16 protein-coding genes and 1 other RNA gene are annotated in these 14,684 nt (G+C 64.5%); 9 read left to right on the top strand and 8 right to left on the bottom strand.

The genetic code is table 11. The features are described from left to right. The first annotated feature begins 6 nt into the window (after positions 1-6). The gene (locus PF66_RS19765) at positions 7-654 is read left to right on the top strand and encodes a gamma-glutamylcyclotransferase (RefSeq protein ID WP_054058502.1); all 648 of its coding nucleotides are present in this window, start codon (positions 7-9) and stop codon (positions 652-654) included. A 151-nt stretch (positions 655-805) separates the two neighbouring features. On the opposite strand, the gene glpT is transcribed toward PF66_RS19765, so the two are convergent. The 3 genes from glpT to PF66_RS19750 form a co-directional block, all read right to left on the bottom strand. Continuing rightward, complete coding sequence (glpT, locus tag PF66_RS19760) at positions 806-2,155, bottom strand: glycerol-3-phosphate transporter (RefSeq protein WP_054063599.1); 1,350 nt, start codon at positions 2,153-2,155, stop codon at positions 806-808. A 154-nt stretch (positions 2,156-2,309) separates the two neighbouring features. Next, a complete protein-coding gene (locus tag PF66_RS19755) occupies positions 2,310-2,930 on the bottom strand; it encodes a flagellar basal body-associated protein FliL (protein WP_054063598.1) in 621 nt (206 codons plus the stop codon). 102 nt (positions 2,931-3,032) lie between these two features. Further along, positions 3,033-4,010 carry an NADPH:quinone oxidoreductase family protein gene (locus tag PF66_RS19750; protein ID WP_054063597.1) on the bottom strand — a complete coding sequence of 326 codons (978 nt, stop codon included), beginning with the start codon at positions 4,008-4,010 and terminating at the stop codon, positions 3,033-3,035. 158 nt (positions 4,011-4,168) lie between these two features. Between PF66_RS19750 and PF66_RS19745 the strand changes: the two genes are divergently transcribed. Beyond that, complete coding sequence (locus PF66_RS19745; RefSeq protein ID WP_054058506.1) at positions 4,169-4,582, top strand: flagellar basal body-associated protein FliL; 414 nt, start codon at positions 4,169-4,171, stop codon at positions 4,580-4,582. A 108-nt stretch (positions 4,583-4,690) separates the two neighbouring features. Here the strand turns inward: PF66_RS19745 and PF66_RS19740 are convergent, their stop codons facing one another. Further along, positions 4,691-5,140: an EVE domain-containing protein gene (locus tag PF66_RS19740; protein WP_054058507.1), complete on the bottom strand. Its 450-nt coding sequence runs from the start codon at positions 5,138-5,140 to the stop codon at positions 4,691-4,693. 110 nt (positions 5,141-5,250) lie between these two features. On the opposite strand from PF66_RS19740, the gene PF66_RS19735 reads away from it, so the two are divergent. After that, positions 5,251-5,481: a hypothetical protein gene (locus PF66_RS19735; protein WP_017902648.1), complete on the top strand. Its 231-nt coding sequence runs from the start codon at positions 5,251-5,253 to the stop codon at positions 5,479-5,481. A 51-nt stretch (positions 5,482-5,532) separates the two neighbouring features. Here the strand turns inward: PF66_RS19735 and PF66_RS19730 are convergent, their stop codons facing one another. The 4 genes from PF66_RS19730 to PF66_RS19720 all read right to left on the bottom strand — a co-directional run bounded on the left by PF66_RS19730 (position 5,533) and on the right by PF66_RS19720 (position 6,956). Next, the gene (locus tag PF66_RS19730) at positions 5,533-6,138 is read right to left on the bottom strand and encodes a 5-formyltetrahydrofolate cyclo-ligase (RefSeq protein ID WP_054063632.1); all 606 of its coding nucleotides are present in this window, start codon (positions 6,136-6,138) and stop codon (positions 5,533-5,535) included. Between the two features lie 85 nt (positions 6,139-6,223). Then, positions 6,224-6,402: non-coding RNA, 6S RNA (gene ssrS / locus PF66_RS32155), on the bottom strand. Between the two features lie 30 nt (positions 6,403-6,432). After that, positions 6,433-6,750: a cell division protein ZapA gene (locus tag PF66_RS19725; protein ID WP_054058508.1), complete on the bottom strand. Its 318-nt coding sequence runs from the start codon at positions 6,748-6,750 to the stop codon at positions 6,433-6,435. Next, positions 6,747-6,956 carry a TIGR02449 family protein gene (locus PF66_RS19720; RefSeq protein WP_054058509.1) on the bottom strand — a complete coding sequence of 70 codons (210 nt, stop codon included), beginning with the start codon at positions 6,954-6,956 and terminating at the stop codon, positions 6,747-6,749. Before PF66_RS19720 ends, PF66_RS19725 begins: the two co-directional genes overlap by 4 nt. A gap of 224 nt (positions 6,957-7,180) precedes the next feature. Between PF66_RS19720 and PF66_RS19715 the strand changes: the two genes are divergently transcribed. From PF66_RS19715 to PF66_RS19690, 6 genes are all read left to right on the top strand, one after another. Then, positions 7,181-7,735, top strand: coding sequence for a YecA family protein (locus PF66_RS19715; RefSeq protein ID WP_054058510.1), 555 nt, complete (start codon positions 7,181-7,183; stop codon positions 7,733-7,735). Between the two features lie 25 nt (positions 7,736-7,760). Continuing rightward, complete coding sequence (pepP, locus tag PF66_RS19710; protein WP_054058511.1) at positions 7,761-9,095, top strand: Xaa-Pro aminopeptidase; 1,335 nt, start codon at positions 7,761-7,763, stop codon at positions 9,093-9,095. Beyond that, positions 9,092-10,279, top strand: coding sequence for a 2-octaprenyl-6-methoxyphenyl hydroxylase (gene ubiH, locus PF66_RS19705; RefSeq protein ID WP_054063596.1), 1,188 nt, complete (start codon positions 9,092-9,094; stop codon positions 10,277-10,279). Before pepP ends, ubiH begins: the two co-directional genes overlap by 4 nt. 134 nt (positions 10,280-10,413) lie before the next feature. Further along, the gene (locus tag PF66_RS19700) at positions 10,414-11,634 is read left to right on the top strand and encodes a 2-octaprenyl-3-methyl-6-methoxy-1,4-benzoquinol hydroxylase (RefSeq protein WP_193394219.1); all 1,221 of its coding nucleotides are present in this window, start codon (positions 10,414-10,416) and stop codon (positions 11,632-11,634) included. A gap of 231 nt (positions 11,635-11,865) precedes the next feature. Next, on the top strand, positions 11,866-12,867 hold the full coding sequence (locus PF66_RS19695) for an extracellular solute-binding protein (RefSeq protein ID WP_054063594.1): 1,002 nt from the start codon (positions 11,866-11,868) through the stop codon (positions 12,865-12,867). Between the two features lie 143 nt (positions 12,868-13,010). Then, the gene (locus PF66_RS19690; RefSeq protein ID WP_054063593.1) at positions 13,011-14,627 is read left to right on the top strand and encodes an ABC transporter permease; all 1,617 of its coding nucleotides are present in this window, start codon (positions 13,011-13,013) and stop codon (positions 14,625-14,627) included. Positions 14,628-14,684 lie beyond the last annotated feature (57 nt).

The following is a 14,684-nucleotide window of genomic DNA, read 5'->3' as shown; positions in this document are numbered from 1 at the left end:
TTCGTCATGGCTGCTACAGATCCTGTTTTGCCGGGTTTGGCTTATCCGCCGCGCCTTGAGCTGGGGGCGCAACTGACCCACGAACAATTGCTCAGCTCGATGCAGGCCACCATGGCCCGGCACAAGGGCGGACCGGTCTGGTTGTTCGCCTACGGCTCGCTGATCTGGCGGCCGGAGTGTTCGGCGGTGGAGCGGGTGCGCGGGCGGGTCCACGGTTATCACCGTGGCCTGTACCTGTGGTCCCATGAACATCGTGGTACGCCGGAACTGCCGGGGCTGGTGTTCGGCCTGGATCGCGGGGGTTCCTGCAGCGGCTTTGCCTATCGGTTGCCGGAGGACCAGCTGGAGGCGTCGCTCTACGCCTTGTGGCAGCGGGAGATGCCGGTGCCGTCCTATCGACCGCACTGGCTCAACTGTCGCCTGGAAACCGGGCAGACGGTGCAGGCCCTGGGGTTCGTCCTGGAGCGGCACCTGCCCAGCTATGCCGGCAACCTGCCCGACAGCATCCTGACCCAGGTGTTGCAGAGTGCCTGCGGGCGTTACGGTACCACCCGGGACTATGTCGAGCAGACCGCCAGCGCCTTGCGCAGCCACGCGATGCCGGATCGTAACCTGGAGGCGCGGCTCAAGCGCTGCCGTTCAGGCTCACACTGAGTACCAGGAGTACGCAAGTGAGGTGTCTTGCGCTGGACCCTTGTGGGGAGCCAGCTTGCTGGCGATAGCGGTGCTGCTATCGCCGCAGGCTGTGTCGAATGGCGGCCTTTGGCGGATCGCCAGCAAGCCGGCTCCCACAGGGTGAGGTGGGTCAGGCGATCGCGCTACGGCTCGTGCTGGCAGCCCGGGTGTGCCACAGGGTCGGTGCCAGGAACGCCATGGACAGCAGGCAGGCCACTACCAGCAGGACGAAACCGCCATCCCAGCCGAAGTGGTCGACGGTGTAGCCCATCGCCGCGCTCGCTGCGACCGAACCGCCCAGGTAACCGAACAGGCCGGTGAAGCCGGCAGCGGTACCTGCGGCTTTCTTCGGTGCCAGTTCCAGCGCCTGCAGGCCGATCAGCATCACCGGGCCGTAGATCAGGAAGCCGATGGAAAACAGCGCGATCATGTCGATGGTCGGGTTGCCGGCCGGATTGAGCCAGTACACCAGCGTTGCCACGGTCACCAGGCCCATGAACACCATGCCGGTCAGGCCCCGGTTGCCACGGAAGATCTTGTCCGACATCCAGCCGCACAGCAGCGTGCCCGGAATCCCTGCCCACTCGTAGAAGAAGTAGGCCCAGGAGGTCTTGTCGACGTCGAAGTGCTTGGCTTCCTTGAGGTAGGTCGGTGCCCAGTCCAGCACGCCGTAGCGCAGCAGGTAGACGAAGACGTTGGCCATGGCGATGTACCAGAGCATCTTGTTGCGCAGCACGTACTTGACGAAGATTTCCTTGGCGCTGAACTCGCTTTCGTGGCTGGCGTTGTAGCCTTCGGGGTAGTCGTCCTTGTACTGCTCGATCGGCGGCAGGCCGACCGACTGCGGGGTGTCGCGCATCGTGATGAAGGCAAAGGCCGCAACGGCCAGGGCCACGCTCGCCGGGACGTAGAACGCCGCATGCCAGTCGTTGAACCAGCCCATGCCGAGCAGGAACAGCGGGCCGATCAGGCCACCGCCGACGTTGTGCGCCACGTTCCACACCGAGACCACGCCGCCGCGTTCCTTCTGCGACCACCAGTGCACCATGGTCCGTCCGCTGGGCGGCCAGCCCATGCCCTGGGCCCAGCCATTGATGAACAGCAGGATGAACATCATGGTCACGCTGGAGGTTGCCCAGGGCGCGAAACCGAAAATGAACATGATCGCGGCCGAGATCAACAGGCCGAAGGTCAGGAAGTAGCGAGGGTTGGAGCGGTCGGACACCAGCCCCATGAGGAACTTCGACAGGCCGTAGGCGATGGCGATCGCCGACATCGCCACGCCCAGGTCACCCCGGCTGTAGCCCTCGTCGATCAGGTACGGCATGGCCAGGGAGAAGTTCTTGCGCAGCAGGTAGTAGCCGGCATAACCGAAGAAGATCCCGGCGAAGATCTGCCAGCGCAGGCGTCGGTAGGTGCTGTCGATTTTTTCCTCGGGCAGCGGTGCCCGGTGTGCGGCAGGTCGAAAGAAGGCAAACATTCAAGAGCTCCAGGTTTCTTGTTTTGACTGCGGATGCGAATGTTACATTTTCGTTACCGAAAATAGCAGGCTTTCTCATCCGCAAATGTAGGAAATGGAGTGTTCTTGATGTTGTTTTATGAACATGTCGCGAAGGAATAAATGAAGGACGCTTTCAGGGCGTGCCACCATCGTCTGGCAGCAGGTGCTCCTGGATCTTCTCGCTGCGGGACTGGATCAACTGCCCATGGTCGTCGAAGCGCAGCACGAGCAGCCAGTCATAGACATCCTCCGGCCAATGTTTCTGGCCGATGATCTTTTTCACATCCGCGCCGAAGGCCCCGATCAGGTTGTCGATCTGGCCGTGATGCCAGGCAATCAGCAGCACCGCTGCCCGGTTGGTCTTGCCCAGCGACTTGACCAGCTTGTCCACGTCCTTGTCGGCATAGGGCTGTTCGATTGGCAGTTGCAGGCGTTGCGACAGTGGGGTGAGGGTCAGGCGCGGGCGGTCGCTTTGCTTGCTGTCGCTGGTGGCGATCAGCCGTTGGGGCACGAGGTCCTGGCCTTCGAGTTGCAAGGGGTCGAAGTAGTGGGCGTAGGCCTGGGCGCGTTGTTCGCCTTTGGGGCTGAGGCCACGACCCTGGTCGGGCTTCTCCGCGTGCCGGACGATCAGCACCGTGGCATTGCTCAGGCCCGGCATTGTCTTGTCGTCCTGGTGGGCCTGGGCGGTGAAGGGCAGCACCAGGGCCGATAGCAGCAGGGCGCCGGGCAGCAGCTTTTGCAGCAGGGGAATCATCGAATTGCCTCCATGGGGTAGAAAAAGCGCCCGTGATGGGCGCTTCCTGTCCGTGGGGCTGAATATAGCCCTGTTCGCTGCCGGCGCCTCGTGAAACCCGCTTCAGCGTACCTGCACCACCACCTTGCCCACCGCCTTGCGCTGGCCCAGGTCGTCGATGGCTCTGGCCGCTTCAGCCAGCGGATAGGTCTGCGACACCAGCGGCTTGAGCTTGCCCTCGGCGAACCAGGCGAACAATTGCTGGAAGTTTGCCGCGTTGTCCTGGGGCTGGCGCTGGGCGAATGAGCCCCAGAACACCCCGACCACCGCGGCGCCCTTGAGCAGCGCCAGGTTCACCGGCAGTTCGGGGATGCGCCCGCTGGCGAAGCCCACCACCAGCAGCCGGCCATTCCAGGCAATGGCGCGTACGGCCTGGTCGAACAGATCGCCGCCCACCGGGTCGTAGATCACGTCGGCACCGTTGCCATCGGTCAGGCGCTTGATCTCGTCCTTGAGGCTGTTTTCGCTATAGTTGATCAGTTCGTCGGCACCGGCGGCCTTGGCCACCGCGAGTTTTTCGGCGCTGCTGGCCACGGCGATCACCCGTGCACCCATGGCCTTGCCGATCTCCACCGCCGCCAGGCCGACACCGCCGGAGGCGCCGAGCACCAGCAGGGTCTCCCCCGGTTGCAACCGGGCGCGCTGCTTGAGCGCGTGCATCGAGGTGCCGTAGGTCATGCTGAAGGCTGCGGCGCTGGTGAAATCCATCGTGGCCGGAATCGGCAGCACGTTGTAGCCCGGTACCGCCACTTCCTCGGCAAAGCTGCCCCAGCCGGTCAGGGCCATGACCCGGTCACCGACCTTGAGGTGGCTGATCTTTTCTCCCACGGCCGTGACCACCCCGGCCGCTTCGCCACCGGGCGAGAACGGGAAGGGCGGCTTGAACTGGTACTTGCCCTCGATGATCAGCGTATCCGGGAAGTTCACCCCGGCAGCATGCACCTGCAGCAGGATTTCGTTCTTTTTCGGCGTCGGACTCGCGATTTCCTCCAGCACCAGCGTTTCGGCAGTGCCGAAGGCTTTGCACAGTACGGCTTTCATCGGGCTATTCCTTTGGGAGTGGTGGCCGATAAGTGTAGGAGCGTGAGTCGAAGGGTCAACGAGCATGCCCTGGCCTGATAGTCGCCTATAAGCTTTGTGCTTGGGCTCGACGGCAGGGCTCGCTATGCTAGACCGCAACCAGGATTGAGGAGCGAATCGTGAAAGCGTGGATCATGTTGATGGTGGCCTTGTCGCTGCCGATGGCGGCAATGGCGGAAGAGGCCAAGGAAGGCGAGGGCGCGGCGCCCAAGGTCAGCTATATCAGCCTGACCCCGCCGTTCGTGGGCAACTATGGCCTGGACGGCAGCCCCAAGCTCAAGGTCTACAAGGCCGACGTGGCGGTGCGTGTGACCGGTGACGCGGCGGCCCAGGCGGTCAAGGCCAACGAGCCGTTGATCCGCAACCAGTTGGTGGCGCTGTTCGCCCAGCAGACCGTGGACTCGATGAGCAACGTCGAAGCCAAGGAAAAGATGCGTCAGGAAGCCCTCAAGCAGGTCCAGCAGGTGCTGACCGACGAGACCGGCAAGCCGCAGGTGGAAGACCTGCTCTTCAACAACCTGATCGTACAGTGAGCCGGCATTTGTCGTGTCGGCCCGGGTGTTTTCGCGGGCAAGCCGCGCTTCTACCGTCTTGAGTCGTATTGGTAGGCGCGCGGCTTGCCCGCGCATGGGCCGCCGCCGTCAACGCAAGGCCAGAACCGCTGCCCACTGCTCTGCCGTCACCGGCATCACCGACAGGCGGCTGCCTTTGTGCACCAGTGGCATTTGCGCCAGTGCGGCCTGCTGTTTCAGGTAGCCGAGCCCGAGCACCTTGGCGAAGGTCTCGACATGCCCGACCTGCAGGGCGCTCCAGGGATTCTTCTCGGGCGTGGCCTTGGGGTCGTGGTAGTGGCTTTGCGGGTCCAGCGCCGTCGGGTCCGGGTAGGCCGCCGCGACGATCCTGCCGATTCCGGCAATCCCCGGCTCCGGGCAACTGGAGTGATAGAAGAAGAACTCGTCGCCAACCGCCATGGCCCGCAGGAAGTTGCGCGCCTGGTAGTTGCGGACACCGTCCCAGCGGGTTTCGCCCAGCTTGGCCAGGCCTTCGATCGAGAGCTCGTCCGGCTCGGATTTCATCAGCCAGTAGGCCATGGTGGTGCTCCTTGGGCAGTTTGTCGGGCAATTTCACACAAACCGACGGTCGGTTGACGCCAGCGTTTGCGTAGTGGTTCACGTTATCGCAAAATGCCGGAATTTTAAGCTTGACGCTGCTGCACGGCCTAATCATCAAACCGCTGCTGTCATCGTATGTGATTTGCCTAGGGGGGCAATCGATGAAACGCAAACCGGATTTACTATGGACTTTGGTTATTTTGTTCGGTTTGGGTGTGGTGACAACGGGTTATGCCCAGGGCCTGTGGTCCGGCAAGAAGGACGCTCCCGTCGAGATCGCCCAGCAGCAGCCCCAGCAGTCGACCCTGTTCAAGCGTTAATCCCGCCAGAAAGGCGTCGCCATTCGCGTTGACGCCCTTGTTCCACTCGCTTCAGCCTGCGATATACCACGCACTGTCCGTGACCGTTCCGCGCAGCGGCACATCCCAACTGGCCTGATCCAGTCTCGCCACTTTCTGGCATTCATGGGCCAGCCCCAGCAGCGTCGGCTTGCGCCAGCTCCTGCGGCGCGACTTATAGGCCAGGCTGCGATCGTAGAAGCCGCCGCCCATGCCCAGGCGTCCGCCGAGCGGGTCGAAACCGACCAGCGGCAGCAGCACCAGGTCGAGCGCCCAGACCTTGCGCTGGGCGGCCGGGTTGATTCGTGGTTCGAGAATGCGGAAGCGGTTGGGCCGCAGCTTTTCCCCGGGGCGAATCCGCTGGAACACCATCTTGGTCCGCGGCCAGGCGCTCAGCACCGGCAGATAGGTGTGCTTGCCACGACGCTGGGCCTCGCGCAGCAGCAGGCGCGGATCGATTTCGCCGTCGGTCGGCAGGTACAGGGAAACATGGCGGGCACGGCGGAACAGCGGGTGTTGCGCCAGTTGCCGATACAGGCCGCGTGCGGCCTGGCGTTGCTCGCCGGGCGTGAGGGCGCGGCGCGCTTTGCGCAGCAGTCGTCGAAGTTGCGGGCGGGAAAGCGGCGCAGGTTCGGTCATGGATTCGTGCTGCAGGCAGTGGAGCGGCCAGGACGGCGGCCCGTGAAGACCCCTGTCGGCATTCACCGACATGGGCCTGGAAATCAGGCTCCCCGGATGAACCGCTGTCGACTTAGCCCTTGAACCCGAGAGTTCAAGGTGGAAGGTGCAGTAGGCGTTAAGGCTTTCCGTCTAGCGGACATGCACACCGGCCCAACGTGCAAATTCCAGGGTAGTGCAAATCGGCTCAGGGACATCGTCAACTGGCAAGCACCCCAGGGAGTGATGCCAGTATAACCGAAAGGGCTGTGGGAATCAGCCTTTGCTGGTGTCCGAATCGGAAGACAGCACCAGGTCGACCCGCTCAAGCAGGTCACGCACCTGTTCGCGTGTCGAACTGCTGGCCTGCACATCCGGGCGCTCCTGTTTGTGCAGCAGGTCGTGGGTGATGTTCAGCGCGGCCATCACGGCGATGCGGTCGGCACCGATCACCTTGCCGCTGCTGCGGATCTCGCGCATCTTGCCATCCAGGTAGCGCGCGGCGCTGATCAGGTTGCTGCGTTCTTCCTGGGGACAGATGATCGAATACTCTTTATCGAGTATCTGCACGGTAACGTTATTGCTTGAACTCATGAGTCTTGCTCCAGGGCCTTGAGGCGCGTAATCATCGATTCAACCTTGCGCCGGGCGATTTCGTTCTTTTCAATAAGGTGTGCGCGCTCCTCGCGCCAGGTCTTTTCCTGAGCTAATAGGAGTCTGTTTTGGCTTTTTAGTTGCTCGACCCGGGTAATCAACAGTTCGAGTCTGGCCATCAGCGCGTGCAGGTCGTTGTCTTCCATTCATTATCTACTTTGATGTCGACTGAATATGACTGATGAGCGGTCGTGACTGGAGCGTTTGGGCTCTGTCCGAAATGTATCGGCGCTCGCCCAGGCCGCGCTGAAAACATTTCGTCCAGACCCTGGCAAACGAGTTGTCCGCCTCGATGGTCTTGGCGGGCCCTCGAATGCTAGGATACAAGGCCTTCATTCTAGACATTGCGCCGTTCGGCGCCTAGCCGCCCATGCCTATTCAGAATTCCCCCTATAACGCCTTTGCCACCCTGCTGAGCAGCAACGGCCATCCGGTCTCGCCGGCCGAACTGCACGGCCTGTTGCTCGGTCGCAGCTGCGCCGGTGCCGGCTTCGAAGCCGACAGCTGGCTGGTGGATGCCGCCGAACTGCTCGAAGGCGAGCCGCAGGACAACGTGCGCAACGCCCTGATCGGCCTGCAGGAGATGGTCAAGGGCGAACTGACCAGCGACGACATGACCGTGGTCCTGCTGCTGCCGAGCGACGACGCGCCGCTGACCGAGCGTGCCGCCGCGCTGGGCCAGTGGTGCCAGGGCTTTCTCGCCGGTTTCGGCCTGACCTACCGTGCCAATGCCCTGAGCATCGAGGCCACCGAGGTGCTGCAGGACCTGGCCGCCATCGCCCAGGTCCAGGACGCCCTGGAAGAGTCCGACGACGGCGAGAACGACTACATGGAGGTCATGGAATACCTGCGTGTCGCGCCGCTGCTGCTGTTCACCGAGGTCAACAAGCCGGCCGAGCCGGCTGCCAAGCCTTCGCTGCACTGAGTTCGAAAGGGAGTTCCGTCTGCCCATGATCCATATCCCGAAAGCGGAATACGCCCGGCGGCGCAAGGCGCTGATGGCGCAGATGGAACCCAACAGCATCGCGATCCTGCCGGCGGCTGCGGTGATGATCCGCAACCGCGATGTCGAGCATGTCTATCGCCAGGACAGCGACTTCCAGTACCTCAGCGGTTTCCCCGAGCCCCAGGCGGTGATCGTGCTGATCCCCGGCCGGGCCCACGGCGAATACGTGCTGTTCTGTCGCGAACGCAACGCCGAGCGCGAACTCTGGGACGGCCTGCGTGCCGGCCAGGAGGGCGCGATCCGTGACTACGGGGCGGACGACGCATTTCCCATCAATGATATCGACGACATCCTGCCGGGCCTGATCGAAGGGCGCGACCGGGTCTATTCGGCGATGGGCAGTAACCCGGAATTCGATCGGCACGTGATGGACTGGATCAACGTGATCCGTTCCAAGGCCCACCTCGGCGCGCAGCCGCCGAACGAATTCGTTGCCCTGGATCATCTGCTGCACGACATGCGCCTGTATAAATCGGCGGCAGAAGTGAAGGTCATGCGCGAGGCCGCGGCGATTTCCGCCCGCGCCCATGTGCGGGCCATGCAGGCGGCGCGGGCCGGCCTGCATGAGTTCAGCCTGGAAGCCGAGCTGGACTACGAGTTCCGCAAGGGTGGGGCGAAGATGCCGGCCTACGGTTCGATCGTTGCCGCCGGACGCAACAGTTGCATCCTGCACTACCAGCAGAATGACGCGGTGCTCAAGGAGGGTGACCTGGTGCTGATCGACGCTGGCTGCGAAATCGACTGCTATGCCAGTGATATCACCCGTACCTGGCCGGTCAGCGGCAAGTTTTCGCCCGAACAGAAGGCGATCTACGAGCTGGTGCTGGCCGCCCAGGAAGCGGCGTTCGCCGAGATCGCCCCGGACAAGCACTGGAACCAGGCGCACGAGGCGACGGTGCGGGTCATCACCCGCGGCCTGGTGGAGCTGGGGCTGCTGGAAGGCGACGTTGACGAACTGATCGAAACCGAGGCCTATCGGGCCTTCTACATGCATCGCGCCGGCCACTGGCTGGGGATGGATGTGCATGATGTCGGCGACTACAAGGTCGGCGACCAATGGCGCGTGCTGGAGGTCGGCATGGCGCTGACAGTGGAGCCGGGGATCTACATTTCCCCCGACAACCAGAACGTGGCGAAGAAATGGCGCGGCATTGGCGTGCGCATCGAGGACGACGTGGTGGTGACCAGGCAAGGTTGTGAAATTCTGACCGGCGGTGTGCCCAAGACCGTGGCCGAGATCGAGGCCCTGATGGCCGCTGCGCGGGTGTCTGCAGCATGAGCCGGGCCAATCTGGCGATCATCGGCGGTGGCCTGGTCGGCGCCAGCCTGGCCCTGGCGTTGCAGGCCGGGGCCAAGGCACGTGGCTGGAAGATCGTGCTGATCGAACCCTTCGCCCCCGGCGACAGCTACCAGCCGAGCTATGACGCGCGTTCGTCGGCGCTGTCCTTCGGCTCCCGGCAGATCTACGAACGTCTGGGGCTGTGGCAGCCGATTGCCCAGCGCGCCGAGCCGATCAGGCAGATTCATGTGTCCGACCGCGGCCGTTTTTCCACGGCACGGCTGTCGGCCATGGAAGAGGGCGTGCCGGCCCTGGGCTATGTGGTGGAGAACGCCTGGCTCGGCCAATGCCTCTGGCAGGGGCTGGACCAGGAGGTGGTCAGTTGGCGCTGCCCGGCCGAGGTGACCCGCCTGCAGCCACTGGAAGGCGGCTATCGCCTGAGCCTCAACGATGACACCGTGCTCGACTGCGAGCTGGCCGTGCTGGCCGACGGTGGCCGTTCCGGCCTGCGCGAGCAACTGGGGATCGGCGTGCGCAAGCGGCCGTACAACCAGAGCGCGCTGATCGCCAATATTTCACCGGGCGAAGCCCATCACGGCATGGCCTTCGAGCGGTTCACCGACGAAGGGCCGATGGCCCTGCTGCCGTTGCCGGACAACCGTTGTGCACTGGTCTGGACCCGGCTCGGGATGGACGCTCAACGGCTCGCGCAACTGGACGAGCGCAGCTTCCTCAGCGAGTTGCAGGGTGTGTTCGGTTATCGCCTCGGCACCCTGAAGCAGGTCGGCGCTCGACACCTGTACCCGTTGACCCTGGTGGAGGCCGAGGAACAGGTTCGTCCGCACCTGGCGGTGCTGGGCAACGCGGCCCATAGCCTGCATCCGATTGCCGGACAGGGCTTCAACCTGTCCCTGCGCGATGCCCAGGCCCTGGCTGAAGCCTTGCTGGCCAGCGAGGCGCCACTGGGCGACTTTGCGACCCTGCGCGGCTACCAGGAACGCCAGCGCCTGGACCAGACACTGACCGTCGGTTTCTCCGATCGGGTCACCCGGCTGTTCGTCAGCGGCCAGCCGCTGGTCGCCCTGGGGCGCAACCTTGGCCTGCTGGGCCTGGACCTGCTGCCGCCGGCCAAGCGCTGGTTCGCCCGCCAGGCCATGGGGCTGGGTACGCGTGCCGATGTCTAGAGTCTTGTGGTGTCTCTGGCCACCACGAATCCTGTAGGAGCCGGGCTTGCCCGCGAAGGGGCCATCAAGGCCGCCAAAAAGCTTCGCGGGCAAGCCCGGCTCCTACATCACTTGCTAAGGTTTGAAGCATGGAAATGCGCGCAGATGTGCTGATTGTCGGGGCCGGGATGGTGGGCAGTGCCCTGGCCCTGGCGTTGAAAGACAGTGGCCTGCAGGTGCTGCTGCTCGACGGCGGGCCGATGAGCGTCAAACCGTTCGATCCGCTGGCGCCGTTCGAAGCTCGGGTGAGTGCCCTGTCGGCCGCCAGCCAGCGCATTCTCGAGCGCCTGGGTGTATGGCCCGGCATTGCCGGGCGGCGCGCCAGTCCCTACCGCGACATGCAGGTCTGGGACGGCAGCGGTACCGGGCAGATTCACTTCTCGGCGGCCAGTGTGCATGCCGAGGTGCTCGGGCATATCGTCGAGAACCGGGTGGTCCAGGACGCCTTGCTCGATCGCCTGCACGACTGCGACATGGGCCTTCTGGCCAATGCGCGGCTGGAGCAGATGCGCCGCTCCGGCGATGACTGGCTGCTGACCCTGGCCGACGGTCGCAAGCTGCGTGCGCCGCTGGTGGTGGCCGCCGACGGCGCCAATTCGGCGGTGCGGCGCCTGGCCGGTTGTGCAACGCGGGAATGGGATTACATGCATCATGCCATTGTGACCAGCGTGCGCAGCAGCCAGCCGCACCGGATGACCGCCTGGCAGCGTTTTACCGACGACGGTCCGCTGGCGTTCCTGCCGCTGGAGCGTGACGGCCAACAGGACTGGTGTTCGATCGTCTGGTCGACCACCCCGGGTGAGGCGGAGCGCCTGATGGCACTGGATGAAGCCAGCTTCCGCCATGAGCTGGAGCGCGCCTTCGAAGGGCGCCTCGGCGAGGTGCTTGCCGTTGACCCGCGTGTCTGCGTGCCCCTGCGCCAGCGTCACGCCAAGCGTTATGTCGCCGAGGGGCTGGCGCTGATCGGTGACGCGGCGCATACCATCCACCCGCTGGCGGGGCAGGGCGTGAACCTGGGTTTCCTCGATGCCGCGGTGCTGGCCGAAGTGCTGCTGCGGGCGGTCGAGCGTGGCGAGCGGCTGGCCAGTGTGAAGGTGCTAAGCCGCTTCGAGCGTCGGCGCATGCCGCACAACCTGGGGTTGATGGCGGCGATGGAGGGTTTCGAGCGGCTGTTCCAGGCCGACCCGCTGCCGTTGCGCTGGCTGCGCAATACCGGCTTGAGGGTGGTCGACCAGGTGCCCGAGGCCAAGGCGCTGTTCGTGCGCCAGGCACTGGGCCTGACGGGGGATCTGCCGGAGCTGGCCAGGGCCTTGTAGGTGCCGGTGCCCGGTGTGTCCGCGAAAGTGTTCTGGAGAGCGCTGAAAGCTTGGCGGGCAAGCCCGGCTCCTACAGAAGCATGAATCCTGACGCGCCTTGATAGGGCAGATGGGAAACCCGCGGTGAATCTGTGCAACATCTGGTAACGCCTCCGTGCCGACTTCGGTTGAGGGCGCAAATGTGAGTCACTATCATTTCGCGCTTACTTGCGCACTTGAGGGAACGCTCCCATGCCGGCACCGAAGCGTCTACTGACAGCCCTGGCCCTGACCCTGATGGCGGGCGCCGCCCACGCTGCCGATGAGGTGGTGGTCTACTCCTCGCGAATCGACGAACTGATCAAGCCGGTGTTCGATGCCTATACCCGGAAGACCGGGGTCAAGGTGAAATTCATTACCGACAAGGAAGCGCCGCTGATGCAGCGGATCAAGGCCGAAGGCGAGAATGCCACCGCCGACCTGCTGCTGACCGTCGATGCCGGCAACCTCTGGCAGGCCGAACAGATGGGTATCCTGCAGCCCTTCACCTCGAAGACGATCGACAGCAACATCCCGCTGCAGTACCGCTCCTCGGCCCATCAGTGGACCGGCTTGAGCCTGCGCGCGCGAACCCTGGCGTATTCCACCGAGCGGGTGAAACCGGCGGACCTGACCACCTACGAGGCACTGGCCGACAAGCAGTGGGAAGGCCGCCTGTGCCTGCGTACGGCGAAAAAGGTCTACAACCAGTCGCTGACCGCCACCCTGATCGAGGTGCATGGCGCCGAGAAGACCGAGCAGATTCTCAAGGGCTGGGTGAACAACCTGTCCACCGACGTGTTCTCCGATGACATCGCGGTGCTCGAGGCGATCAACGCCGGGCAGTGCGACGTCGGTATCGTCAACACCTACTACTACGGGCGCCTGCACAAGCAGAACCCGAACCTGGCGGTGAAACTGTTCTGGCCGAACCAGGGTGATCGTGGCGTGCACGTGAACCTGTCGGGGATCGGCCTGACCAGACATGCCCCGCACCCGGAAGCGGCCAAGGCGCTGGTGGAGTGGATGACCACGCCCGAGGCCCAGCGGATCTTCGCCGATGTGAACCAGGAGTTCCCGGCCAACCCGGCGGTGCCGCCGTCGGCGGAAGTGGCGAGTTGGGGCAAGTTCGTCCCCGACGCCCTGCCGGTGGAAATTGCCGGCAAGCGCCAGGCCGAGGCGATCCGCCTGATGGACCGCGCCGGCTGGAACTGACAACACCATCCTATCTCTTGTAGGAGCGCGGCTTGCCCGCGAATGAGGCGATGCGGTGTTCCAGTGGCACTGCGTCATCGTTCTTCGCGGGCAAGCCACGCTCCTACAAGGGCGCTCACACACAACCCCAACCGAGAAGTTTCTTGGCCCATCCCATCCAACGCCGCTGGTACCCCCTGGTCTTCGCCGTCGCGGCCCTGGTGCTGTTGCCGCTGAGCGTATTGTTGCTGTCCTGGCAGTCGATCGACGCGCAGATCTGGACCCACCTCTGGGATACCCAGCTGCCACGCCTGCTGGGCAACACCCTGACCCTGGTGGCTGGCGTCGGGGTCGGTGTGACCCTGCTGGGTGTCAGCCTGGCCTGGCTCACCAGCCTCTGCGAATTCCCCGGCCGGCGCTGGCTCGACTGGGCGTTGATGCTGCCCTTCGCCATTCCGGCCTATGTGCTGGCCTTCGTTTTCGTCGGTCTGCTGGATTTCTCCGGCCCGGTGCAGACCCTGCTGCGCGAAGTCTTTGGCAGCGGCCTGCGGCTGCCGCGGGTGCGCTCCACCGGTGGGGTGATCCTGGTGCTGGTGCTGGTGTTCTACCCCTATGTCTATCTGCTGGCGCGCAGCGCGTTCCTGGCCCAGGGCAAAGGCCTGATGGAAGCGGCGCGGGTGCTCGGCCAGTCGCCCTGGCAGGCGTTCTGGCGGGTGGCCCTGCCGATGGCGCGGCCGGCCATCGGTGCCGGGGTCGCGCTGGCGCTGATGGAGACCCTGGCGGATTTCGGCGCGGTGTCGGTGTTCAACTTCGACACCTTCACTACCGCGATCTACAAGACCTGGTACGGCTTCTTCAGCCTGTCCAGTGCCGCCCAGCTGGCCAGCCTGCTGCTGCTCGCGGTGATGCTGGTGCTCTATGGCGAGCGGCGGGCCCGCGGTGCCAGCCGGGCCGGCAACGAGCGGCCCCGGGGCAGTGCGCTGTACCGCCTGCATGGCCTGAAGGCCTGGGCGGCCAGCGGCTGGTGCCTGCTGGTGTTCGCCTGCGCTTTCGTCGTGCCATTGCTGCAACTGCTGGCCTGGTTCTGGCGGCGCGGGCGCCTCGACCTGGATGAGCGCTACACCGGGCTGATCCTGCATACCCTGTACCTGGGCGGCATGGCTGCGCTGGTGACCGTGGCGGTGGCGATGCTGCTGGCCTTCGCCCGTCGCCAGGCGCCGACCCGGGCGATCCGCAGTGGCGTCAGCCTGGCCAACCTCGGTTATGCGTTGCCCGGCTCGGTGCTGGCGGTGTCGATCATGCTCGCCTTCAGTTACCTGGACCGCGAACTGGTGATCCCGCTGTCGAGCTGGTTCGGCGGGGCCGGCAAGCCCCTGCTGCTGGGCAGTCTCTCGGCCCTGCTGCTGGCGTACCTGGTGCGTTTCATCGCGGTGGCCTACGGGCCCTTGGAAAACAGCCTGGAGCGCATTCGCCCGTCGTTGCCGCAGGCAGCTCGCAGCCTGGGGGTGGGCGGGCCGCGACTGTTTTTCAAAGTGTATCTGCCGCTGCTGTTGCCCGGTACCCTGAGTGCGGCATTGCTGGTGTTCGTCGATGTGCTCAAGGAAATGCCGGCGACCCTGCTGATGCGCCCGTTCGGCTGGGACACGCTGGCGGTGCGGGTCTTCGAGATGACCAGCGAGGGCGAATGGGCGCGGGCCTCGTTGCCGGCCCTGACCCTGGTGCTGGTCGGCCTGTTGCCGGTGATCGGCCTGATCCGGCGTTCGGCAAGGCAAATCGGTTAGGTGCCAGGTCGGTTCCTTGCGGCTACAATGCGCGGCATTCGGTGTGGTCCGTCTGAC

Source organism: Pseudomonas asplenii (genome assembly GCF_001293465.1).
GTDB lineage: Bacteria > Pseudomonadota > Gammaproteobacteria > Pseudomonadales > Pseudomonadaceae > Aquipseudomonas > Aquipseudomonas fuscovaginae_B.
The sequence above is the reverse complement of the archived record's forward strand: the minus strand, read 5'-3'. Positions and strand labels throughout refer to the sequence as shown.